Origin of the sequence: Nocardia sp. NPDC056564 (genome assembly GCF_042793755.1) — a bacterium.
GTDB lineage: Bacteria > Actinomycetota > Actinomycetes > Mycobacteriales > Mycobacteriaceae > Nocardia.
Genome location: NZ_JBHTUR010000007.1, coordinates 185544 through 207565, shown reverse-complemented (window position 1 = coordinate 207565; position 22022 = coordinate 185544). Strand labels below are relative to the sequence as shown.

Annotated in this window: 16 protein-coding genes; 4 read left to right on the top strand and 12 right to left on the bottom strand. The window is 69.6% G+C overall.

The genetic code is table 11. The features are described 5' to 3' along the window. Window positions 1–49: 49 nt before the first annotated feature. The 3 genes from metE to aceA all read right to left on the bottom strand — a co-directional run bounded on the left by metE (window position 50) and on the right by aceA (window position 4800). Window positions 50–2353 carry a 5-methyltetrahydropteroyltriglutamate--homocysteine S-methyltransferase gene (gene metE, locus ACFQ9K_RS19945; RefSeq protein WP_378720059.1) on the bottom strand — a complete coding sequence of 768 codons (2304 nt, stop codon included), beginning with the start codon at window positions 2351–2353 and terminating at the stop codon, window positions 50–52. Between the two features lie 90 nt (window positions 2354–2443). Next, the gene (locus ACFQ9K_RS19940; protein ID WP_150399891.1) at window positions 2444–3316 is read right to left on the bottom strand and encodes a 3-hydroxybutyryl-CoA dehydrogenase; all 873 of its coding nucleotides are present in this window, start codon (window positions 3314–3316) and stop codon (window positions 2444–2446) included. A gap of 194 nt (window positions 3317–3510) precedes the next feature. Continuing rightward, on the bottom strand, window positions 3511–4800 hold the full coding sequence (gene aceA, locus ACFQ9K_RS19935; RefSeq protein ID WP_014988628.1) for an isocitrate lyase: 1290 nt from the start codon (window positions 4798–4800) through the stop codon (window positions 3511–3513). A 499-nt stretch (window positions 4801–5299) separates the two neighbouring features. On the opposite strand from aceA, the gene ACFQ9K_RS19930 reads away from it, so the two are divergent. Continuing rightward, window positions 5300–6433 (top strand): alpha/beta hydrolase family protein, encoded by a 1134-nt coding sequence (locus ACFQ9K_RS19930; RefSeq protein WP_378720062.1) that lies wholly within the window; start codon window positions 5300–5302, stop codon window positions 6431–6433. A 51-nt stretch (window positions 6434–6484) separates the two neighbouring features. Here the strand turns inward: ACFQ9K_RS19930 and ACFQ9K_RS19925 are convergent, their stop codons facing one another. The 6 genes from ACFQ9K_RS19925 to ACFQ9K_RS19900 all read right to left on the bottom strand — a co-directional run bounded on the left by ACFQ9K_RS19925 (window position 6485) and on the right by ACFQ9K_RS19900 (window position 13737). Then, the gene (locus ACFQ9K_RS19925; RefSeq protein ID WP_378719471.1) at window positions 6485–6679 is read right to left on the bottom strand and encodes a hypothetical protein; all 195 of its coding nucleotides are present in this window, start codon (window positions 6677–6679) and stop codon (window positions 6485–6487) included. Between the two features lie 101 nt (window positions 6680–6780). Then, entirely contained in the window at window positions 6781–7701 is a 921-nt protein-coding gene (gene puuE, locus ACFQ9K_RS19920) for an allantoinase PuuE (RefSeq protein ID WP_378719472.1), read from the bottom strand. Then, window positions 7698–8666, bottom strand: a complete 969-nt coding sequence (gene alc, locus ACFQ9K_RS19915; protein ID WP_378719475.1) for an allantoicase — start codon at window positions 8664–8666, stop codon at window positions 7698–7700. The genes puuE and alc overlap by 4 nt, the downstream gene beginning before the upstream one ends. Further along, the gene (locus tag ACFQ9K_RS19910) at window positions 8663–9853 is read right to left on the bottom strand and encodes a DUF6986 family protein (protein WP_378719531.1); all 1191 of its coding nucleotides are present in this window, start codon (window positions 9851–9853) and stop codon (window positions 8663–8665) included. The genes alc and ACFQ9K_RS19910 overlap by 4 nt, the downstream gene beginning before the upstream one ends. 114 nt (window positions 9854–9967) lie before the next feature. Then, window positions 9968–12883: a molybdopterin-dependent oxidoreductase gene (locus ACFQ9K_RS19905; protein ID WP_378719477.1), complete on the bottom strand. Its 2916-nt coding sequence runs from the start codon at window positions 12881–12883 to the stop codon at window positions 9968–9970. Next, the gene (locus ACFQ9K_RS19900; RefSeq protein ID WP_378719479.1) at window positions 12880–13737 is read right to left on the bottom strand and encodes an FAD binding domain-containing protein; all 858 of its coding nucleotides are present in this window, start codon (window positions 13735–13737) and stop codon (window positions 12880–12882) included. The genes ACFQ9K_RS19905 and ACFQ9K_RS19900 overlap by 4 nt, the downstream gene beginning before the upstream one ends. A 604-nt stretch (window positions 13738–14341) precedes the next feature. On the opposite strand from ACFQ9K_RS19900, the gene ACFQ9K_RS19895 reads away from it, so the two are divergent. Continuing rightward, on the top strand, window positions 14342–15028 hold the full coding sequence (locus ACFQ9K_RS19895) for a 2OG-Fe dioxygenase family protein (protein ID WP_378719480.1): 687 nt from the start codon (window positions 14342–14344) through the stop codon (window positions 15026–15028). Beyond that, window positions 15021–16253: a M20 family metallopeptidase gene (locus ACFQ9K_RS19890; protein ID WP_378719482.1), complete on the top strand. Its 1233-nt coding sequence runs from the start codon at window positions 15021–15023 to the stop codon at window positions 16251–16253. Before ACFQ9K_RS19895 ends, ACFQ9K_RS19890 begins: the two co-directional genes overlap by 8 nt. Window position 16254: 1 nt before the next feature. Here the strand turns inward: ACFQ9K_RS19890 and ACFQ9K_RS19885 are convergent, their stop codons facing one another. Continuing rightward, a complete protein-coding gene (locus ACFQ9K_RS19885; RefSeq protein ID WP_378719484.1) occupies window positions 16255–19143 on the bottom strand; it encodes a tetratricopeptide repeat protein in 2889 nt (962 codons plus the stop codon). A gap of 230 nt (window positions 19144–19373) precedes the next feature. Here ACFQ9K_RS19885 and ACFQ9K_RS19880 point away from each other — a divergent pair, with 230 nt between their 5' ends. Further along, window positions 19374–19760: a hypothetical protein gene (locus tag ACFQ9K_RS19880; RefSeq protein WP_378719485.1), complete on the top strand. Its 387-nt coding sequence runs from the start codon at window positions 19374–19376 to the stop codon at window positions 19758–19760. A 2-nt stretch (window positions 19761–19762) separates the two neighbouring features. Here ACFQ9K_RS19880 and ACFQ9K_RS19875 read toward each other — a convergent pair whose 3' ends face one another. Both ACFQ9K_RS19875 and pucL read right to left on the bottom strand, forming a co-directional pair. After that, the gene (locus ACFQ9K_RS19875; RefSeq protein ID WP_378719487.1) at window positions 19763–21124 is read right to left on the bottom strand and encodes an 8-oxoguanine deaminase; all 1362 of its coding nucleotides are present in this window, start codon (window positions 21122–21124) and stop codon (window positions 19763–19765) included. After that, window positions 21112–22017, bottom strand: a complete 906-nt coding sequence (pucL, locus tag ACFQ9K_RS19870; RefSeq protein WP_378719489.1) for a factor-independent urate hydroxylase — start codon at window positions 22015–22017, stop codon at window positions 21112–21114. The genes ACFQ9K_RS19875 and pucL overlap by 13 nt, the downstream gene beginning before the upstream one ends. Between the last annotated feature and the right edge of the window lie 5 nt (window positions 22018–22022).

Genomic DNA, 22022 nt, shown 5'->3' with positions numbered 1-22022 from the left:
CCCGCGTTGGCCGCCCCGGCGAAAACCGAGGGCGGCCAACGCAGTTCGGCTACTCGCCGGCCAGCGCGCGCCTGCGCACCCGGCGCGCCGCGGCGACCAGATTGCGCAGCGACGGCTCCAGCTGCCAGTAGTGCCGCGTCTTCAGGCCACCGTCCGGATTCGCCCATAGTCGTTCCGGGGTGATGGCTTCGGCTGCGGCGGTGAGCAATTCGTCCAGCTCATCGATGTCCGGGATGCGCGCCGAGCGGCTTTCGTACACGCCGGGGCCGACACCGTGGGTGAGTCCGTGATCGGTGCCGCTGTCCGCCGCGAGCGCCTTCACCACCCATTCGATCGAGCGGGTCGCCACGATCGCGGTGACGTCGCAGTCCAGCTCCTCGATCGCCTCGACCACCTCGGCCCGTCCGGAATACCCGATGTGCGTGTGGATCTGGGTTTCCGGCTTGACCCCGGACGTGGCCAGCCGGAACGCACCGACCGCCCAGCGCAGGTACTCCGCCCGTCCCGCCGGGCGCAGCGGCAGCATCTCCCGCAGCGCGGGCTCGTCGACCTGGATGATCGCGATGCCCGCCTTCTCCAGGTCGGCCAGCTCGTCGCGGATGGCCAGGGCCACCTGGTCCGCGGTCTCGTGCAGCGGCTGGTCCTGGCGGACGAACGAACGGGCGAGCATGGTGACCGGCCCGGTGACCATGCCCTTGACCGGCTTGTCGGTCAGCGACTGGGCGTAGCTGATCCATTCCACCGACATCGGCGCGGGCCTGGACACGTCGCCGTAGATGATCGGCGGCCGCACGCAGCGGGACCCGTACACCTGCACCCAGCCGAAGTGCGTGGTCGCGAAGCCGTCCAGCAGCTCGGCGAAGTACTGGATCATGTCGTTGCGCTCGTGCTCGCCGTGCACCAGCACGTCGAGACCGATGTCTTCCTGCAGCCGGATGGTCGCCTCGATCTCGGCTTCGATCCGCTTCTTGTAGTCGTCGAAGGACAACCGGCCCTGCCCGAGCTCGTAGCGCGCCTGCCGGATCTTGCCGGTCTGCGGGAACGAGCCGAGCGTGGTCGCGGGGACCGGCGGCAGGTTCAACCTGGCCTGCTGCGCCGCCCGGCGCACCGCGTACGGTTCCCGCTCACGCATCTTCGGCGTGACCGCGTACACCCGTTGCCGCACCGCGTGCTTCTGCTTGAAGTGCACCTCGGTCGGCCGCTTGCGCCAGCTCTCCGACGGGCCGTCGGTGAGCGCCTTGGCCAGCGAAACCACCTCGCCCACCTTCTGTTTCGCGAAGGCGAGCCGGTCGGCCACGTTGCCGGGGATGTCGTACTCGATGAGCAGGTCGTAGGGCACGTGCAGCAGCGTGGTGCCGGTGGAGACGACCAGGTCCGGGCACACCTGCGCGAGCCGGTTCAGGTACTCCAGCGTGACGTGCCGGTCGGCCCGCCAGACGTTCTGGCCGCTGATCACCCCGGCGTAGAGCCGCTTGCGGCGGATCCCCGGGATCTCCGCCAGGACCTCCGGCGAGATCCGGTAGCTGGCCAGGTCGAGGCCGATGGCCTCGACATTGCTGGCCGCCAGGATCCGCAGCGCCTCACCGAAATCGCCGTACTGACCCGTGACGAGCATCCGCGGCCGCAGCGGGGCCTTGGACAGCCGTTGGTAGGCGGCCTCGAACGCGGCCAGCTCGTCGGCCGAGCGCTCGCTGGTGAACGCGGGCTCGTCCAGCTGCACGCAGGTCGAGCCGCGCTTGGCCAGGATCTCGAACAGCTGCTCATACGCGGGGAGCAGCTTGTCGAGCAGCTTCAGCGTGTCGAACTCGTCCTGGCCCGGGACCTGCCCGGCCTTGGACAGCAGCAGCAGCGACAGCGGACCGAGCACCACCGGGCGCAGCTCGATGCCGCGCTCCTTGGCCCGGTCGAATTCGTCCAGCAGCGCCTCGGGATGCAGCGAGAATTCGGTGTCGGCATCCAATTCCGGCTGCCGGTAGTGATAGTTGGTGCCGAAGAACCGCACCAGTTCCAGCGGCGGCACGTCCGGATTGCCGCGCGCCATCAGGAAATAGAAGTCGAGTGGGTCCAGCTCGTCCCGGTACTGCTCGAACCGCTTCGGCACCGCCCCGAACAGCAGCGCGTTGTCGAGCACGTGGTCGTAGAAGGAGAAGGTATTGCCGGGGACCTGGGTCAGCCCGGTGGCGGCGAGTTCGTTGAACTGCCGGTCTTGAATGTCACGACCCACCGCGAGCAATTCGGCGCGGGGAATCGCACCGCGCCAATAGGCCTCGAGTGCCCGCTTGAGTTCTCGATGCGGCCCGATCCGCGGGTAGCCGAGAATGCTCGACCCGTAGCCGTCGGTCACGTTCACCATGAGCGCGCTGCTCCCTTCGATGGCTGTGCGGCGCCCACCGGAACCAATGGACGCCGCACGCTATAGCGCCTGGGTTGAATCGAAACGAGCTCAGGCCCGGTTGTACTGGTAGAAACCCGCGCCGGTCTTCTTGCCGAGCAACCCGGCCTCGACCATGCGCATGAGCAGCGGCGGAGCGGAGTACAGCGGCTCCTTGAACTCCTGGTACATCGAGTCGGCGATCGACTTGACCGTGTCCAGGCCGACCAGGTCGGTGAGCGCGAGCGGCCCCATCGGGTGCGCGCAGCCCAGGACCATCGCCTTGTCGACGTCGTCCTTGGTGGCGAAGCCGGACTCGACCATCCGGATGGCCGAGAGCAGGTACGGCACCAGCAGCGCGTTGACCACGAAACCGGAGCGGTCGGCCGAGCGGACGACCTGCTTGTCCAGCACGTCGCCGGCGAACGCCTCGGCCCGCTTGGACACCGCCTCGCTGGTCTTCAGCGTGGTGACCAGCTCGACCAGCGGCAGCACCGGCACCGGGTTGAAGAAGTGCATGCCGACCACGCGCTCGGGCTGGGTGGTGGCGACCGCGATCTTCATGATCGGGATGGAGGAGGTGTTGGAGGCCAGCACGGCCTCGGGGTCGGTGACGACCTTGTCCAGCTCGGCGAAGATGGCGGTCTTCACCTTCTCGTCCTCGAGCACCGCCTCGACCACCAGCTGGCGGTCGGCGAAGTCGTTGAGGTCGGAGGTGAACCGCAGCCGCCAGGCGGCCTGCTCGCGTTCCCGCTCGGTGATCTTGCCGCTGCTGACACCGCGGTCGAGCGAGCGCAGGATGCGCGAACGACCCGCGGCGGCCAATTCCCGGGTCTGTTCGAAGACGAGCACGTCGACGTGCGCCCGGGCACACACCTCCGCGATTCCGGCACCCATCTGTCCGGCACCGATGATGCCGACGCGTTGAATCTTCTCGCTGCTCACGTCCCGCTCCTGCTGTTGGTCTGGCTAGTCGGTGGCTGGAGGGGTGGGCTCTGGTGTGAGCGGCCCCTCGATGGTCCAAGGTATAGGGATGCCCTCCCCGCTGGGGCTGTTCAGCGGGGAGGGCGGTACACCCCTACTGGGGGCTATCGGTATTCACGTCGGGAACCTCATTCCCTTGGCGAATCACGAGTGGCTCAGTGGAACTGGCCTTCTTCGGTCGAGCCCTTCAGCGCCGCGGTGGACGTGTTCGGGTCAACGGTGGTGGCGATGGTGTCGAAGTAGCCGGCACCGACCTCACGCTGGTGCTTGATCGCGGTGAAGCCACGCTCGGAAGCGGCCTTGAACTCGCGCTCCTGCAGGTCGACGAAGGCGGTCATGCCCTCGCGGGCGTAGCCGTAGGCCAGGTCGAACATGCCGTAGTTGAGCGAGTGGAAGCCGGCCAGCGTGATGAACTGGAACTTGAAGCCCATCGCGCCGAGCTCACGCTGGAACTTCGCGATGGTCGCGTCGTCCAGGTGGGCCTTCCAGTTGAAGGACGGCGAGCAGTTGTAGGCCAGCAGCTGGTCCGGGAACTCGCTGCGCACCGACTCGGCGAACTTGCGCGCGACCTCGAGGTCCGGCACGCCGGTCTCCATCCAGATCAGGTCGGCGTAGGGGGCGTAGGCCTTGGCCCGCGCGATGCAGGGCTCGATGCCGTTCTTCACGCCGAAGAAGCCCTCGGCGGTGCGGGTGCCGTCCAGGAACTCCCGGTCGCGCTCGTCCACGTCCGAGGTGATCAGGGTGGCGGCCTCGGCGTCGGTGCGGGCGATGATCACCGACGGCACGTCGGCGACATCGGCGGCCAGACGCGCGGAGGTCAGCGTGCGGATGTGCTGCTGGGTCGGGATCAGCACCTTGCCACCGAGGTGGCCACACTTCTTCTCCGAGGCGAGCTGGTCTTCCCAGTGCACGCCCGCGGCGCCGGCCGCGATCATGGCCTTCTGCAGCTCGTAGGCGTTCAGCGCGCCACCGAAGCCGGCCTCGGCGTCGGCGACGATGGGGGCGAGCCAGTTCTTGACCGAGTCGTCACCCTCGACCTTGGCGATCTCGTCGGCGCGCAGCAGCGCGTTGTTGATCCGGCGCACGACGCTCGGCACCGAGTTGGCCGGGTAGAGGCTCTGGTCCGGGTAGGTGTGACCGGACAGGTTCGCGTCACCAGCGACCTGCCAGCCGGACAGGTAGATGGCCTTCAGGCCGGCGCGGACCTGCTGGACCGCCTGGTTGCCGGTGAGGGCGCCCAGGGAGTTGATGTAGTCCTCGTTGTTCACGAGATCCCAGAGGATCTCCGAACCGCGGCGAGCAAGGGTGGCCTCTTCGACGACGGTGCCCTGGAGCTTCGACACCTGCTCGGCGGTGTAGTTACGGGTGACGCCCTTCCAGCGGGGGTTGGTGTCCCAGTCCTGCTGGATTTCCGCAGCGGTCTTCGGGGTGCCGGCGTTCGACATCTCTGACTCCACTTCCTCGTTTTAAGTCGATTGCCCCACGGCCGAGCGGTAAAACAGCTCGAACTGCTGGAGCGGCAATTTGCAGGCTTGCTAGGCCCATGGGGTGTACTTCCACACGATTGCACAATGCGAAATGGCCGTCTACCTGTTGCTAATGTGAATCTAAGCTAGGTTTCGATCCCCGTTTGCTAACTCTGCGAAATTTGCGAGCAAATTGCAAAGGTGGAACCTACCGGCAAGTAGCCCTGACATGCGGTTTTAGCGTAACGCCCGTACTGTTAGACATCCGCCGCGTGTCGGCCGACCGCCGGGCCATCCATTCCGGGTTGTGAGGACGTTCACAAGTACGGGCGGGTGCCGATTGTGTGGGCCACGCCACCCGCACGTGAGCGACGGGCGGTGGTTCGGGCAGACTGGGGCGAATCCGAACTTGGACGTGCGCCCGGCTTCCGCTGGAGAAGCATCCGGCGCCACGCGCACCCGGACAGGAGATCCACCTATGCGGACATCGGTCATCGCCGCCGCGTTCACCCTCGCCTGCACCGCAGCCCTACTGAATCTGCCCGCCGCGTCGGGCGCGCCCACGGGCACCGTCGTGTCGGTCGCACCGCTGGCCCCGGCCGCGACGCTGCCCGGCTCGGTGAATTCGTCCCGCATTCTGTACAGCTCGACCACGGCGAACGACGTGCCGACGACGGCGAGCGCGGCGGTCTATTTCCCGCCGGGCGCGCCGCCCGCGGGCGGCTGGCCGGTCATCGCCTGGGCGCACGGCACCGTCGGCCTCGGTGACGACTGCGCGTACAGCGTCGCCGGGCCGGGCGCGGTCGAGCGGGACTGGGCCTACCTCGGCACGTGGCTACAGCAGGGCTACGCGATCGTGGCCGCCGATTACGCCGGGCTCGGCACCCCGGGCGAGCATCCCTACCTCAACGGCGTCGTGGAGGCGCACAACGTCGTCGACGCGGTCAAGGCGGCCACCGAGCAGTATTCGTCGCTGTCGAAGAAGTGGGCGGTCGTCGGGCAGTCGCAGGGCGCGGGTGCCGCGGTCTTCACGGCGCGCTACGCCACCGAGTTCGGCGGTTCGGCGCTCGACTATCGCGGCGCGGTCGGCACCGGCACACCGGCCTATATCGAGGACATCCTGGTGCCGCTCGGTCCCGGAGTGCCGCCGGTGAAGCTCAGCCCGCACACGACCGGCTACGTGCTCTACATCCTCAACGGATTGCGCACCACGTACCCCGAGCTGAACATCGAGTCCTACCTGACCGACGCGGGCCGTACGTGGTTGGCGAAGGCGCGGGAGCAGTGCCTGGTTCCGCTGGGCGACGAACTCGCGGCGCAGGGTGTGATCGTCGGCAATCTGTTCACCAAGCCGCTCAGCCAGATTCCCGACCTGCACGGGCTGCTGGGCCGCTACCTCGGGCTGCCCGAGTCCGGCTACGACAAGCCGCTGTTCCTCGGCCAAGGGCTGCGCGACACCGACGTGATCACGCCGGAGACGCTGCGGTTCGCCGCGGTGCTGAAGGCGAACGGGCAGCCGGTGCAACTGCACACCTACCCCGAGGACCACAGCGGCACGGTGAACGCGTCGCTGCCGGACTCGGTGCCGTTCGTGCGCAATTTGTTCGGCTGATCCCCCTGACGTGCGCGGCCGGGTCTCGCCGACCGGCCGCGCCGTCCCGGGCTAGCCGGACAGGCTGCTGAGCGTGCAGGTCAGCTGGGCGAGGGGGTGGATCACCCCGGTGCAATCCTTGGCCACCGGCTCGGCGGCCGGGGCGGCGGGCTCGAGCGTGAGCGGAGCCGCGGTAGCCGCGCCCGCGCCGATCAGGGTTGCCGCACCGATGACGGCGCCGGCGACGATCCCACGTAAAAAGGACATTCAGAACTCCTCGTGCTTCGGGTAGACGGCCGAACATAGTCGACCCGTCGTCGACTTGCACGACCCGAATTGTGTTGTCGCTCAATCGAGTCGGCCGAGGTTCAGGCGTTCTTCGCCGGATGGACCGCGCGCCAGTGTTCGGCGATGTCGATGCGGCGGGTGATCCAGACCCGATCGTGGGACTGGACGTGGTCCAGGAACCGTTCCAGCGCGGCGATTCTGGCCGGGCGGCCGACGATGCGGCAGTGCAGGCCGATCGACAGCATCTTCGGACTGCCTTCCGCGCCTTCGCGATACAGCACGTCGAACGCGTCGCGCAGGTGCGCGAAGAACTGCTCGCCGGTGGGGAACCCGGCGGAGGACGCGAAGCGCATGTCGTTGGTGTCCAGGGTGTAGGGCACCACCAGGTGGTCGTGGCCGCGCACGGTGACCCAGTAGGGCAGGTCGTCGGCGTAGGAGTCGGAGTCGTAGACGAAGCCGCCGTGCTCGACCACCAGCTCGCGGGTGTTCGGCGAGTCCCGGCCGGTGTACCAGCCGAGCGGTGCGGCGCCGGTGAGTTCGGTGAGCAGGCGCACCGCCTCGGCCATGTCCGCCCGCTCGGTGTCCCGGTCGGTGAGCTGGTAGGACTTCCAGCGCAGGCCGTGGCTGGCGATCTCGTGGCCGAGTTCGCGAAAAGCCGCCACGGCCTCCGGGTTTCGCTGCATCGCGTGCGCGACGGCGAAGATGGTCAGCGGCAGGCCGCGGCGTTCGAACGCACGCAGCACGCGCCACAGCCCGGCGCGGGAGCCGTACTCGTAGAGCGACTCCATGCTCATGTGCCGGTTCGGAAAGGCCTCGGCCGGTGTCATTTCCGAGAGAAAGGTCTCCGAGGCCGGGTCGCCGTCGAGGACATTGTTCTCGCCGCCCTCCTCGTAGTTCAGCACGAACTGCACGGCGATCCGCGCGCCACCCGGCCATCGCGGGTCGGGCGGCGTGCGGCCGTACCCGATGAATTCGCGGGCGGGCTCGTAGGGTTCGCTCATCCGCCGAGTTCTCCGTAGAGGCGCAGCCGGGCCAGGCCGCCGTCGGGATAGATGTCCAGGCGCACCTCCTCCACCGAGGCCGCCATCGGCGCGATCGCGAACTGATGCCTGGTGTCGGGCAAAAGCTCGGTGCGCGGCAGCAATTCGAGTTCGGTGCCGTCGTTGGTGCGGCCGGTGAGCCGCGCCGCGCCCGGGCTGTTGCCGAGGAAGTAGGAGGTGTCGATCTCGGCGAGCCGGATCAGGCCGGGCCCGGCGAGCCGGACCCGCACCCAGTCGTTGCCGTCGTCGCGGCGGCGGGCGGTCTCCCAGCCGTCGCCCATCTTCCTGGCCAGTCCGGGATACAGCAGTTGGTTCGGCGAGCTGTAGAAGCGGTTCGAGCAATCGATCACCAGCGCACCGTTTTCCAGCGCGGCCAGGTCGAGCGGTCCGAGGCCGAGCAGGCGGGGATCGGGGCTGCCCTCGCCGTGCACGCGCAGCCGGGCCACGCCGCCGTCGGGATGCATGGTGAGCTTGACGTGGGTCCACCGCCGTTCGCTGGCCACGGCGAACTGGTTGGCGCTGTCCCCCTCGACCGGCGCCCGATCGATCAGCGTCTCCCAGTCATCGCGTGCGGCAATGCTTTCCGCGGTCGGATAGTCGTCGATCTCCAGCGCGGCCAGGGAAACCGCCGGCGGATAATTGCCCTTGAACCAGGCGGTATCCACCACGACGCCGCGAATCACGCCGGGCACGCCGAGCCGCACGATGGCCGAGTCGTCGCCGGGCCTGCCGCGATGCCTGCGGGTCTCCCAGCCGTCATAGACCTGGCCCTTGTGGCCGAAGGTGGACGGCTGATACTCGGCCGGACCCGGGTTGATCAAATTCTCCTTCTCCGCGAAGAATTCGTCGTTCGCCCAGATCACCGAGCCGCCGAGCGGGCGGACGGCGAGATCGGGCAGCAGGGTGAACTCTTCCCGGTCGCTCACGACCGCACCTCCTGGGGAATCGGCGAACGCGTGACCAGCGCGCGCAATACGGCCGGCGACAATTCGGGCGCACGGGCGGCGAGGTCCTCCGCGGTCCGCGCGCCGCACTCCAGGCCGCGTAGAACGGTGGCCGCCAGGGCTTCCGCGGTGGCGGGCTCGTCCAGCACGCCGCCCGAGCGACGGTCGAGGTAGGCCTGCAAGCGTGGGACCGCCACGTCGATCGCCTGGCGGAAGAAGTCGTAGGTGGCCAGCCAGCGGGTGATCAGATGACCGGGGTGCATGTCCCAGCCCTGGTAGTAGCCGCGTTGCAGCGACCGGCCGACCAGGCGGTGGTGATTGCGCAGCGCCACTTCCGGGTCGGTGTCGGGCACGATCTGGGTCGAGCCGTCGCACACCCAGACGCCGGTCTGCGCCGCGGCCACCTGCATGACCGCCTTCGCGTAATCCGCGGCCGGGTGATCGAGGGCCTGGTCCGGAGCGGCGACGCCGCACGCGGCGGTGTAGTCGTAGGTGCCGAAATGCAAAGCGCTGCACCGGCCGTCGGCCAGTCCGATCATCCGGGCGATCGGCGCGGTGCCGTCGGCGGCGATGATCGCCTGCGGGCTCTCGATCTGCAACTCGAAGCGCAGCGTGCCCGCGGCCAGGCCGTAGCCGCGCTCCAGTCCCTCGCACAGCGCAACCAGCGGCGGAACCTGTTCGGCCGCGCGGATCTTGGGCACGGTGAAGACGAAACCCGGTGGCACGTCGACCATCGCGGCCAGCACCAGTTCGAGGGTGCGCAGCGTGCGGTTGCGCTCGCTGACCGCCAGCCCCTTGGTCCGGATGCCGTAGCTCTGCGGGCGGTACGGCGTGTACGCCCAGGTCGCCAGCACCGCGCCGGCCGCACGGGCCGCCGCGTCCTCCTCCGCGTCGGAGCGGAAGCCGTAGCCGTCCTCGAAGTCGATCCGCAGATCCTGGATCGGGTCGCGCTCCAGCCGCCGACGCACCTCGGGCAGCGAACCGGTCGTGTCCAGCTCGGCGAGCAGATCCGCGTGCCGGTCCAGCAGTTCGATCGCGGCGGCGCCCCAGACCTGCGGCGTGTCCTCGGCGATGCGGTCGGCAGGCACATACGCGGTGTGGATCGGCTGTGCTCGTCCGTCCGGCCCCGGGTAGTTCGCGCGCAACTGGGCGTCGACCGCGTCGAGCATGGCATCGATGCCCGCCCGGACACTCTCCGGCAGCTGCGTCCGCACCGCGTCGTTGGCTGGACCTCCCTGGTTACGCAAGCTGGCTCCTCCGGTCCTGAGGCTCGCGACGCTGGCTCACCTGGTGTCTCCTTCCTGCATGGCCCGCCAGATCTTGTCGGCGGTCATCGGCAGCCGATCCGGCCGCACCCCGACAGCATCCCGTATCGCGTTCGCCAGCGCGGGGGCGACCGGGTTGTACGGGGATTCACTCATCGACTTCGCGCCGAGCGGGCCGAACGCGTCGTCGGTGTCGGCGAAGTACACCTCGGTGCGCGGAACGTCGGCGAACTGCGGGATGTGATAGTGCCGCAGCGACTGCGTGGTGACCGCGCCCGCTTCGCTGCGCATGTCCTCGTAGAGCGCCGTCCCGATCGCCTGCGCGACGCCACCCTCCACCTGCCCGCGGCACTGCACCGGATTGAGCACGGTCCCGGCGTCGGCGGCCTGGATCGACTGCAGGATGCGGATCGCGCCGGTGTCGAGGTGCACGGCGACCCGGAAGGCGTGCACGTTGAAGCTCACCGAGCGCGGGGTGCCCGAGTGCTCGCCGTGCGCGATCAGGTCGCCGTCGGCCAGCAGCTCGGTGACGCCGAATACCTGGTCGCCGCAGCGAACTCCGTCCGGCAGGAGCACGCCGTCGCGCTCGGGCAGCCCGGCCAGCTTCGCCGCGCGGGCCAGCAGCAGCCTGCGCAGTTCGAGCGCGGCCGTGTAGGTCGCCTTGCCCGCCACCACGATTCCGGTGGAACCGAACGCGCCGGTGTCGTGCCCGATCAGATCGGTGTCGGACTGCCGGATCACGATGCGCGCCGCGTCGGTCTCCAGCGCGGAGGCCGCGAGCTGGGCGTGCACGGTGGTGGTGCCGTTGCCGAACTCGGCGGTGCCGACCCTGAGTTCGTACCGGCCGTCGGGCAGGAGGGTGATCGTGGCGTCCGCGGCGTGCCCGCGCGGCGGGATGGTCGCGATCATCGCCACCGCCATCCCGGTGCCGACCCGCCACTCGGCTCCGGGGCTCGGTATCTCGTTGCCGCGCAACAGCGCTCGTTCGGCCAGGTCGATGCACTGATCGAGGCCGTAGCTGCCGAACGACAGGTCGCTGGCGTCCACCTCGGCGCCGACGAACTCGTCGCCGGGCACCACCACGTTGCGCCGCCGGAATTCGAACGGGTCGAGGCCGAGCTCGCGCGCCAGATCGTCGAGCGCGGACTCGATCCCGAAGATCACCTGCCCGAGGCCGTAGCCGCGGAACGCGCCGGAGGGAATGTTGTTGGTGTAGACCGCCTGCGCGTCCACCCGCTTGTTCGCGCAGCGGTAGACGCCGACCGATTCCCCGACGCCGTGGAACAGCACGCCGGCGCTGTGGTTTCCGTACGCGCCCGCGTCGGCCAGCACCTCGATGGCCAGCGCGGTCAGCACGCCGTGCGCGTCCGCCCCCGCGGTCACCTCGACCCGCATCGGATGACGGCAGGTGGCCGAGGCGAATTCGTCGGCGCGGGTGAATTCGTACTGCACCGGCCGCCCGGTCCGCAGCACCGCCAGCGCGATCAGGTCCTCGGCCAGCATCTCCTGCTTGGCGCCGAATCCGCCGCCGACCCGGGTGGCGAACACCCGGACCCGGTCGCGACGCAGCCCGAACACCTGGCACAGCTCGTCCCGCACCAGGAACGGCACCTGGGTGCTACACCGGATGACCAGCCGGCCGTCCGCGTCGAGCCAGCCGATGCCGCCGTGGGTCTCCAGGTGCACGTGCTGGCCGCGGGGCGAATGCCACACGCCGCGCACCACTTTCGCCGCCGCGGCGAGACCGGCGGTGACATCGCCGACCTCGCCGTGCAGCTCGGCGATCAAATTGCGATCGACGTCGGCGATGCGCGCCGAATCCGGTTTCCCGCCGTGCAGTTTCGGCGCGTCCGGCGTCAACGCCTCGGCCGGATCGAACACGGCGGGCAGCACCGCGTACTCGACGCGCAAGGCACGGCAGCCCGCGCGCGCCGCCGCCGCAGTGTCCGCGACCACCGCCGCGACGCGCTGCCCGACGAACCGCACCGTCCGATCGAGCACGTAGGTGTCGTCCGGGTCGTCGGCCCGCAATTCGTGGCGCGCGGTGGAAAACGCCACGTCCGGGGCATCGGCATAGGTGAGCACCGCGTGCACGCCGGGCAGCGCCTCGGCGGCCGCGGTATCGATGGACACGATGTGCGCGTGCGCATGCGGGCTCGGCAGCACCGCGATGTGCAGCGGTGCGGTAGGCGGCGAAATCTCCGGCTCGTCAGGCGAACTCGCGTCCAGGCCGGCCGGACCGTCGGCACCGGGTCGGATATCGAAGGTGAACGGCTCCATCCCGCGCACGATCCGCGGCCCTGCGGGCGCACCCACGCCGCTACCGGCTCGGCCCTCGATCGCCGCACCCGATCCGCCCCTGCCCGAGCGCGTTTCGTCGGCAACCGCGCCGTGCCTGCCCGCACCATCGGCCGATCCCGAGGTCAGTGCCTCGGCGATCGACCGATACCCGGTGCAACGGCACAGGTTTCCCTTCATCAACTCGGCCAGCTCGGCAACGGAGCGACCGCCCTCCGGCACCGCGGTCGCTTCGCCCCCCGGGTGCGCGGTTGCACCGGCAGCAGCACACGGCACAGCCGACGATGCACGCGCAGATTCTCCGCAGCCGAGCCCGGCCGCGGTCACCACCATTCCCGCCGTGCAGAACCCGCATTGGAAGGCGGCGTGCTCGACGAATCGGCGCTGCACCGGATGCGGCTCCTCGGCGGTACCGAGTCCGGCGGCGGTGGTGATCGTCCGATCGGCGGCACGATGGGCGGGAATCAGGCAGGAGTGCACGGTCATTCCGTCGACCTGCACCGAGCAGGCGCCGCAATCCCCTGTGTCACACCCCTTTTTGACCGACAGCGCGCCTTGCTCGCGGAGCAGGGTGCGTAAGCATTGTCCCGGGCGCGGGTCGGCTTCGACGGGTCTGCCGTCGACCTCGAACCTCATCGTCGCGCCCGATCCGCGGCCCGCAGCTCGGCGGCCACTTCACGAGCGAGCACACCGGTGACGTGGCGGCGCCAGTCGGGCGCACCGTGCGGGTCGTCGAACCACAGCGACGGATCCAGCCCGCCGATCGCCACACCGATCTCGGCATCGCTGGGCGCCACCGCGAAATCCAGCACCACCGGGCGCTCGGTGGCGGCGGTGACCGTGACCGCGCAACGCCCATCCGGATCGCGCCGCCCCATCACCACGGATCCGGACCGTCCGAGCGGTGCCAGCGCGACCTTCCGGAAACTGGTGCGGGCCAGCAGGCTCGACCTCGGCACGGTGATCGAGCGCAGCACCTCACCGGGCCGCAGCACGGTGCGACCGGGTCCGAGCACGAACTCGCGCAACGGAATCCGGCGATCCGCACCGTCCGCACACCACACCAGCGCGACACCGTCGAGCGCGATCAGCGCGCCGAGCACCCCACCGGCGGGCAGGGCCGAGCAGATGTTGCCGCCGACCGTCGCGGTCCGCCAAATCTTGTGCGACGCCAGCAATGCGCGGCATCCCTGCGCGAACAGCCTTGTCCCCGGCCACTCTTCGCGCAACACCGAAGCGCCGAGTTCACGCCCGGGCACCGACCCGGCGAATTCGGCCAGGGTGCAGGTCGCGGCGATCTCCAGCCCGTCCGGCACCTCGGCGAGCGCGGGCCAGCCCAGCGCGGTGATGTCGACCAGCCGGTCCAGATGATGCTGCGGCTCGGAGAAGAGGAAGGTCCCGCCCGCGAGCACCGCGCACGAACCGCCGATCGCGCTCAGGTCCGCGCGTTCCCGCGCAGGCACCACCTCCCGGATCGTGTCCAGGTCCACGTCTCACCTCACTCCACTGCCGTGTCCGGCCACCCTAGGAGCGAGGAGTTGCCGCGATGTTGCACAACTCCGGCCCAGATTGCGCGGCCGTTACCTGCCTACGTCCGACCGATCGCTTCCACTCCCGCGCGGTCCGCGACGCTCGACGTCCGTTCTGTGCGCCTCCGACAGTCAGAGGCGACACCGTTCCACTATTCCGTATAGGCCCTGAACTGGCCTAATGCCAATTTAATACCTGCCGGTCTATTTCTGCCCTGCCCCTGCGCAGGCACTGGAAATCGGCGCGGTCGTCCGCCGCGCACGCCATCTCGGTACAACACACCGAGCCCCGGTCCACGGCGCGCTGTCGACACGCCAGATCGAGTACGTCACACACTCGACAACCGGACGGCCGCCGGATTAAATGTGCATCGCGGCCCGGTCTGTGTGACATTTCCCACGCCTACGCGGACCGTCCCCCTCACTGATGTGCGCCATCGACGGCCTCGCTGTCGGCAGCGCATGTCCCGACGCGGAAGGGCCACCGATAAACGCCAACCAGCGGGCGGCGACTGCCGACCACGAGTTGCCAGCGCCCCGCTCCGCGGACGCACCGTCCTCCTGGATGATGACGGCGGCCGACTTCCCCCTCACCGAGCGCGACCTGCACGTCCTACGCCGCACGTTCCGCGACTACACCGAACTCGACCACTGGCTGCCCGGCGGCGAGCAGTACCGTCGGCGGGCCTACCAATGCTTCGACCTCGAGCTGGCTCGGTTGGCCGACGACGGCGCGAACGCGCTCACCGCGATCGCCGACCCGCCGCCCTACCTGCAGTCCAAGCAGGTCAACCCGGTGGCGGGTGACATCGAACGCGCCTTCAAACTGATCCCGCCCGACCACCCCGCGACCGAGCCGACCAGGCAGATCGCCACCGCGGTGGCCCGGCTGCTCGCCGCCAACGGCGTGTTGTCCGCGGTCACCACCCCGCACTGCCTGGTCGACGCCCACTACATGCGGCTGATCGCGCCGGGCCACCCGGCCCCGGAGGGCAAGCACCGCGACGGCCTCATCGCCGGCTCCGCGCACCTGATCCGGCGGACCAATATCACCGGCGGCCGTTCCGCCCTCTACGACCGTCACGAACCGGAGCGGGAGCTGTGTAGCTTCGTCCTCGAGCAACCACTCGACTCCTACGTGTTCGACGACGAGCGGGTACTGCACTACACGACGACAATCACGGTGACCGATCCCGCCGAGGGCGCCGGGTTACGCGATGTCCTGCTGATCGGATTCAGAAAGCGTGAATAGCTCCACAACGACCCTCGCCGACCAGCTGCCCCGGCTGCTGCCCGACGACGAACTCGTCCAGCTCGCCGCCGGGCTCACCGCGGTCCCGTCCTTCACCGGGCAGGAGACGCCGCTGGCCTTCCACGTCCGGAACACCCTTGCCCGCAACGACATTCACTCCTACCACCAGGAGGTGGCGCCGGGCCGTTTGCAGACCGTCGCGCGCCTCGGGCCCGAGACCGGCACTCCGGCACTGCTGCTGAACGGTCACCTCGACATGGATCCGCTCGGCCGGGACTTCCCCGGCGAGCCGTTCGCCGCCCGCCGCGACGGCGACCGGCTCTACGGCGCGGGCCTGCACAACATGAAGAGCGGCCTGGCGGCGATCCTCGGTGCCGCGATCGCGGTGCGCCGCAGCGGTATTGCGCTGCATCGGCCGTTACTGCTCGAGTTCGTCGCCGGCGAGTTACAAGGCGGGGTCGGCACCCGCCACGCGCTGCGCAGCGGCCTCACCGCGGACGCCGCCGTGGTCCCCGAGCCGTATTCGGTCCGCCGGGTGATCACCCGCACCGCCGGCGTGCACAAGTTCGCCGTCGTCGTGCGCGGCACCACGGCGCACACCAGCAGGCACCACGAGGGCGTCGACGCGATCGCGATCCTGCGTCGCGTGCTCGATCTGCTCGACACCGCCGAGCTCGGCCTGCACAACCACGAATTCCCGCCGCTGCCAAGGCTTCAGGTGGCCAGCCTGATCGCGGGCCGCGGCGAGGGCCACGACCTGTCCGGGGTGAGCTACTGCTCGGACAAGGCCACCGCGCTGATCGACCTGCGCTATCCGCCGCCGTACGAGCCGCACCAGGTCGGCAAGGCGGTCGACGCCGTGTTGGACCATGCCCGCGGTATGTTCCCGGACGCGCGGATCACCATGGAGCATCCGGTGGATCCGCAATTCCGGGTCGGCGGCACCGATATGCCGCCGATGGACCTGCCCGCCGACTGTTCGGTGGTCCGCGACCTCACCGAATTGCTGCCGCAGGTCTCGGATTTCCGGGTCGAGGAGACCGGACTGGCACTGCCCTACTCCTACTGCGGCAACGACACCACTCACCTGAGCCGGGCAGGCATCGAATGCTGTCTGTTCGGGCCGCGTGGCGCGACCCCCGACACCGAACACCACGTCTTGATCAGCGAAATGCGCGCCTGCGCGGACACTCTCGCCCTGCTGGCGGCCCGCCGCTGCGGCTGACCTACGCACCGTCGCCCGGCCGCAATTCCGCTCGCACCTGGGTCGCGAATTGCAGGCCGATGCCGTCGTACAGCGCCAGTGCCTGCGCCAGCAGGGCGTCGGCCCGCGCCGCCGAGCCCGTCGCCGTCTCGACGCCGGCCAGGCTGCGCAGCGCGTCCGCCTGGCCGAGCGGGTCGCAGATCCGCTGCGCGACGTCCTTCGACTCGAGATAATACCTGCGCGCGGCATCGAAGCGGCCGAAGTGCCGATCGATGTGCCCCAGCCCGCGCAGCGCGTCGACCTGCCCGAGCGGATCGTTGATCTCCACCGCGATGGTGTAGGCCAGCTGGAACAGGGCGAGCGCTTCCGGGTAGTCGCCCGCCTTGCGCGCGAGATTGCCGAGCCCCCACAGGGTCCAGCCCTCGCCGTAGCGATCGCGGATGCGGCGGGCGATCTCGAGTGCGTCGTCGAAGTAGCGGCGGGCGGTCTCGTGCTCGCCGACCAGCCGTTCGATGTGCCCGAGCCCGCGCAGCGCATCCCCCTCCAGTTTCTGATGATTCAGTCCCCTGGCGATCTCCAGCGCCTCGGCATACCGGCGCTCGGCCCCCTCCGGATCGCCGAGCCGCCGGATCACCTCCGCGAACCCCCACTGCGCGCTGGCCACCCGCACCGGATCGTCGATGGCCTCCGCGATGGCCAGCGCCTGCGCCGAACAGTTCCAGGCCGCACGGTATTCCGACGACGCGCGCTCGACATGCGCGAGCCCGTCCAGCGCGTCGCATTCGGTCGGCCGATCGTCGATATCCCGCGCGATGCCGAGGGCCTCGCTGAAATAGCGCCGCGCCGCCGCGTGGTCGCCGGTGACCCGTGCCGTCTGCCCCAGCTCACACAGCACGGCCGCCTGGCATTGCCGATCACGCAACTCGAGCGCGATCCTGCGGGCCAGCCGAAAGCCGGTGCACGCCTGCTCATGGTGGCCGATGAGCCGATCGACCCGCCCCTTGCCGACCAGCGCCCAGGCTTGGGCGCGCCGATCGCCGATCTCGGTGGTGATCTCCAACGCCCGCGCGTAGAGCCGCAACGCGAGCGACCAGTGCCCGACGCCGGACAGGTGCGAGGCCAGCCTGGTAGCCAATTCCGCTGCCGCCGAGCTGGGTTCGGCGTCGCGCAGGCAACCGACGAGCAGCTCGCGTTCCCTGGTGAGCCAGGCTCGCGCGCGGGCCGCGTCCGCCGAGGGATTCGAAAGGTGTTCGCTGCCCGCGGGATCGAAGACCTGGTTGGTATTGGCGCGACGGGCCACCGCGAGGCCGTCGCCGACGAGCCGGTCGATCACCGCGGCGTACTCCGCCGGTGAGTCCTCCCGCTCCGCGTGCAGGCGCGCACACAGCCGGGTCAGATCGTGCATGCGATACCGCGGCCCGCCGGGGCCGCCCGGTGACGGATCGAGGAAGCCCGCCTCGAACAGCCTGCGCACCAGCGTCTTTCCGTCGCGCAACGGCACCGCGGCCATGGTCGCCATCGCCTCGGCGGTGATCTCCGGACCGGGAAACCAGCCGAGCAGCCGGACGGCGCGCTGCTGCCCGGCATCCGGCAATCGCTGATAGGACATCTCGAACGCCGCCCGCAGCGATTCGTCCTCGGCGGCGAACCGATCCAGAAGATGTTCGGCCGCCGAACCATTCGTGCGGTCCGCCGGCGCGTGTTTGATCCGCTCGGCCAGCTGCGCGATATCGGCCGCGCTGTCGGCCAGCATGGCCTCGCCGTGATGCGCGATCTGGCCGCCGATCAGCCGGATCGCCAGCGGCAATCGGCCTGCCGTGTGCAGGATCTGGCGCACCGCGTCCCGGTCGTACCCCGCGCGCAGGTTGCCGAGTTTGACCAGCAGTTCCTCGGCCTCGGCCCACTCCATCACGTCCAAGCGCAACGGCACCGCCTCGGCCAGCCCGGTGAGCTTGCTGCGGCTGGTGATCAGCACGAAGCAGCCGGGGGCTTGCGGCAGTAGCTGTTTGACCTGCGCGCTGTCGAGCGCGTTGTCGAACACGATCAGCATCCGGCGCTGCCGGGTCGCGGCGCGCCAGCGGTTGGCCCGCCCGGCCAGATCCGTCTCGATGGTCTCGCGCGGCACGCCGATCTGGAGCAGCAGCTGTTCGAGCACGTCGGCCGGTTCGCGCGGCTCGCGGCCGAGCGTGTAGCCCTGTAGATCGATCCAGAGCGTGCCGTCGGGATAGTGCTTGCCGAACACCGCGACCGCGTATCTGGCCAGCGCGGTCTTGCCGATCCCGGTGAGCCCGACGATCACGTGCACGGCCACCGCCGTGCTGCGCAGATGCGCGGTAACCCGCTCGCGCAGTTGCGCTTTCGGCCCCTCGCGACCGGTGAAATGCGGCACCTCCGCGGGCAGGTCACGACCGGCGCGCACCGGCTGCCGACCGATGGATCGCCTGGCCACCGCCTCGTGGTATTCCATCCGTTCGGTATGCGGCATGTACGCCAGATCCGCGACGTCGACGAGCTGGTCCCAGGCCGTACCGTAAATGGCGGCAAGGTTTTTCAGCACCCGGATGGTCGGGCGGGCGCCGCCGGGGCGGTGGTGTTCGTCGTCGGGATCGGCGCCGTCCCTGGCGAACGGCCACGCCTCGTATTCGGAGATCCGGCTGGCCTTCATGGCCGCGCGGGCGCTGTCGGTCACCTCGTTGTAGCGCTCGGCGACCGCGGCCTGGGTCAGCCCGTTGGCATAGCGCCAGGCCGCTCGCGGCCGGTAGCCGCGCTGGCGCAGCTCCGCGGCCAGCGGTTCGAGCAGTTGCACTTCGGTCAGCCCGAGATCGGCCAGCCGATCCCGCAGCCGCCGCCGTTGCTCGGCGGTCAAATTACCGCCGGGACGCCATCGTTCGGTTCGGCCGGATCGATCCATCCCGCCACCCTCCCGCGCGCGATGGATCCGGCAGGGTGCGCCGGAACCGGAGAATCGAGACGCTGATTGTGATTAATTCCTTGGTAGCAGTGCCGTTTTCCCAGGTCAAGTAATTCGGCCGACCCGATAAAACGCCCGGCCCGCTGGGATCGCGGCGCGCCGAAGAGAACTGGCACCCTGAGAGGCGTCACCTGAACAATGTGACGAAGGCGGACGAAAGGGGGCCCGCGATGGCGATCAGAGCCACCGACTGGCTCATCACCAGCGATGTCGCGCACGAGGCCGCGTTCCGGGTCGATCTGCCCGAACGTGACCGGGGCACGTGGATACTGTCCTACCTGCCGACCAACCGGCGGCTCAGCCGGAATCAGGCGATGGCAGGCATGGTGCTCGCCGAGATGATCGTGCTCGGCGGCCTGTATCCGGCCGGCCTGAATCATGAAGTCGCGCAACTGCATGCGGCCGAACTCGGCAGTACCCTGCACGAGATCATGAGCCTGCTCGCCTTGCGGGCGCCCGCCGATTCCACGGAGCCGGAGGGGGATTGGTGCCCGATCGATGATCGAGCGCGATCCGCGGCGGCGCTGTGGCACGGCATGCGGTGCTTCGCCGCGTAGCCCTAACCCGCCTTGGCCACCAATGCGGCCTGCGCCCTGGCCACTCGGCGGCCGACGGTCTCCTCGTCGACGGTGCGCAGCCTGCCGTCGCGAACCACCTCACGACCGTTCACGATCAGCGCCGCGAGGGGCGGCGCCGAGCCGAGGACGAGCGCGGTCACCGGATCGTCGATGCCCGCGTGCGCCGGGGTGTCCAGCCGCCAGAGCGCCAGATCAGCCAGCTTGCCCGGTTCGATCGAGCCGATCTCGGCGTCCCGGCCGAGCACCCGCGCGCCGCCGATGGTGGCCAGCGCCAACGACGTTCGCACGGTCATCGCCCGCGGGCCGCCCCGGTTGCGCGCGAAGAACAGGGCATTGCGCGGCTCCTCGATCATCGAGCTGGACTCGTTGCTCGCCGCGCCGTCCACGCCGAGGCCCACCGGCACGCCCGCGCGCACCAGATCGGCGGTGCGGGCGATGCCCGCGCCGATCCGCGCGTTCGACGTCGGGCAATGCGCCACGCCGGTACCGGTTTTCGCCATCGTCTCGATCGCCGAGTCGTCCAGGTGGATCGCGTGCGCCCACCAGACGTCGGCGCCCACCCAGCCCAGCCGCTCCATGTACTGCGCGGGCGTACAGCCGAAGGTTTCCGCGCAATAGTCCTGCTCGTCGATCGTCTCCGCGACATGAGTGTGCAGCCGCACCCCGGCCTCGCGCGCCAATGCCGCCGATTCGCGCAGGAGTTCGGGCGTCACCGAGAACGGCGAGCACGGGGCGAGCGCGATGCGCAGCATCGAGTCGAACGACGAATCATGATGGCGGGCAATGGCCGCCGCGCTGTCGGCCAGGATGTCGTCCAGCGTCTGCACCACGTGATCGGGCGGCAGCCCACCGGAACTGGCGCCCAGGTCCATCGAGCCGCGGCACGGATGGAAGCGCAGGCCCACCTCGGCAGCCGCGGCGATCTCGGCGGCGAGCAGATCCCCGCCCGCGCGCGGGAACACATAGTGATGATCCGTCGTTGTGGTGCAGCCGGTCCTGGCCAGCGCGGCCAGCCCGCCGGTCGCCGCGATCCGCACCGCTTCCTCGTCGATGCCCGCCCAGATGGGGTAGAGGGTGGTGAGCCACTCGAACAGCGTGTGGTCCGCGGCGAGGCCGCGGGTGATCCACTGGTAGAGGTGGTGATGGGTGTTCACCAGGCCGGGCGTCAGCAGGCAGCCGCGACCGTCGATCCGCCGCACCTCCCCGTCCGGCGGCGGCGCCGCGCCCGCACCGACGGCCTCGATCCGGTTGCCGCGCAACACCACATAGCCGTCGCGGTATTCGGTGCCTGCGGCGTCGACGGTCGCGACGGCGCAACCCTCGATGACGGTCACTGGGTCCATGCGGGTCCTGCCTCCGGTGCGTCGGCCCGCTGCACGGTCGCGTGGATCAGGCCGTAGGGACGATCAGCGGCGTGGTAGACCTCGCCGTTGTTCTCGATACCGAAGCGTGCCAGGTCGTAGTCGAAATGGTGCTTGTTCGGCGCGGCGAGCCGGATCTCGGCCAGCACGGGGTACGCCTCGAGCGCGGCCTTGCCCATCTCGAACAGCGTCTGCTGCAATGCCTTCGAGTGCTGCGTCGCGAACGTCTCGACCAGCCGGGCCCGGATGCCCGCGTACACCTCGTCCCAGGCGATGCCGGTCGTCCCCGCGAACCGCCATTCCACGACCAGCGACGTCGCCAGCATCCGGTCGTGCGTCGGGGCCAGCACGGTGAATTCGTCGGTCAGGAAGTCGGCGAACTCCGAACCGGTCGACTTCAGGATGGTCAGATCCTTCACCCCGCCGATCACCCAGGCCTGCCGGTTCGCGCCCGTGCCCGCCACCGTGACCGCCGCGGTGCGCACCTCCGGCCCCTGCCGGACCCAGGTGTGCTCGTGTTCCTTGCCGTCCACCGAAACCCGCTGCCAGGCGTACTCGTCGACCTCGATGCGCGCACCGGTCACCGGCTCGACGTCGTCGACGAAATGCCCCGCCAGGGCCAGCGCGTAGTCCTCGATCGTCTGTAGCCCAGGCTGTTTCGCGTAAATGTAGGCGGTCTGCTTCTGCGTATCGGTCGGCAGCACCTTGCGCTGATCACCGGCGGTGTAGGCGTCGGCGAAATCGCCACGCAGCACGGTGGACACGTTCACGTCGCGGATCTCGTGGCGGGAGTGCTGCCGCCAGATCCGGACGATCCGGTTCTCCGCCTTGCCGTATCGGTGGTCGGACAGCACGATCGGCCCGGTCAGTTCCATGCTCG

What these genes read in the sequence shown, in the direction of transcription:
- metE (WP_378720059.1), bottom strand. Translation starts at nt 2,353, where the DNA reads ATGGTGAACGTGACCGACGGCTACGGGTCGAGCATTCTCGGCTACCCG.
- aceA (WP_014988628.1), bottom strand. Translation starts at nt 4,800, where the DNA reads ATGTCGAACGCCGGCACCCCGAAGACCGCTGCGGAAATCCAGCAGGAC.
- ACFQ9K_RS19930 (WP_378720062.1), top strand. Translation starts at nt 5,300, where the DNA reads ATGCGGACATCGGTCATCGCCGCCGCGTTCACCCTCGCCTGCACCGCA.
- ACFQ9K_RS19925 (WP_378719471.1), bottom strand. Translation starts at nt 6,679, where the DNA reads ATGTCCTTTTTACGTGGGATCGTCGCCGGCGCCGTCATCGGTGCGGCA.
- puuE (WP_378719472.1), bottom strand. Translation starts at nt 7,701, where the DNA reads ATGAGCGAACCCTACGAGCCCGCCCGCGAATTCATCGGGTACGGCCGC.
- ACFQ9K_RS19910 (WP_378719531.1), bottom strand. Translation starts at nt 9,853, where the DNA reads ATGCTCGACGCGGTCGACGCCCAGTTGCGCGCGAACTACCCGGGGCCG.
- ACFQ9K_RS19905 (WP_378719477.1), bottom strand. Translation starts at nt 12,883, where the DNA reads ATGAGGTTCGAGGTCGACGGCAGACCCGTCGAAGCCGACCCGCGCCCG.
- ACFQ9K_RS19895 (WP_378719480.1), top strand. Translation starts at nt 14,342, where the DNA reads ATGATGACGGCGGCCGACTTCCCCCTCACCGAGCGCGACCTGCACGTC.
- ACFQ9K_RS19885 (WP_378719484.1), bottom strand. Translation starts at nt 19,143, where the DNA reads ATGGATCGATCCGGCCGAACCGAACGATGGCGTCCCGGCGGTAATTTG.
- ACFQ9K_RS19880 (WP_378719485.1), top strand. Translation starts at nt 19,374, where the DNA reads ATGGCGATCAGAGCCACCGACTGGCTCATCACCAGCGATGTCGCGCAC.
- ACFQ9K_RS19875 (WP_378719487.1), bottom strand. Translation starts at nt 21,124, where the DNA reads ATGGACCCAGTGACCGTCATCGAGGGTTGCGCCGTCGCGACCGTCGAC.
- pucL (WP_378719489.1), bottom strand. Translation starts at nt 22,017, where the DNA reads ATGGAACTGACCGGGCCGATCGTGCTGTCCGACCACCGATACGGCAAG.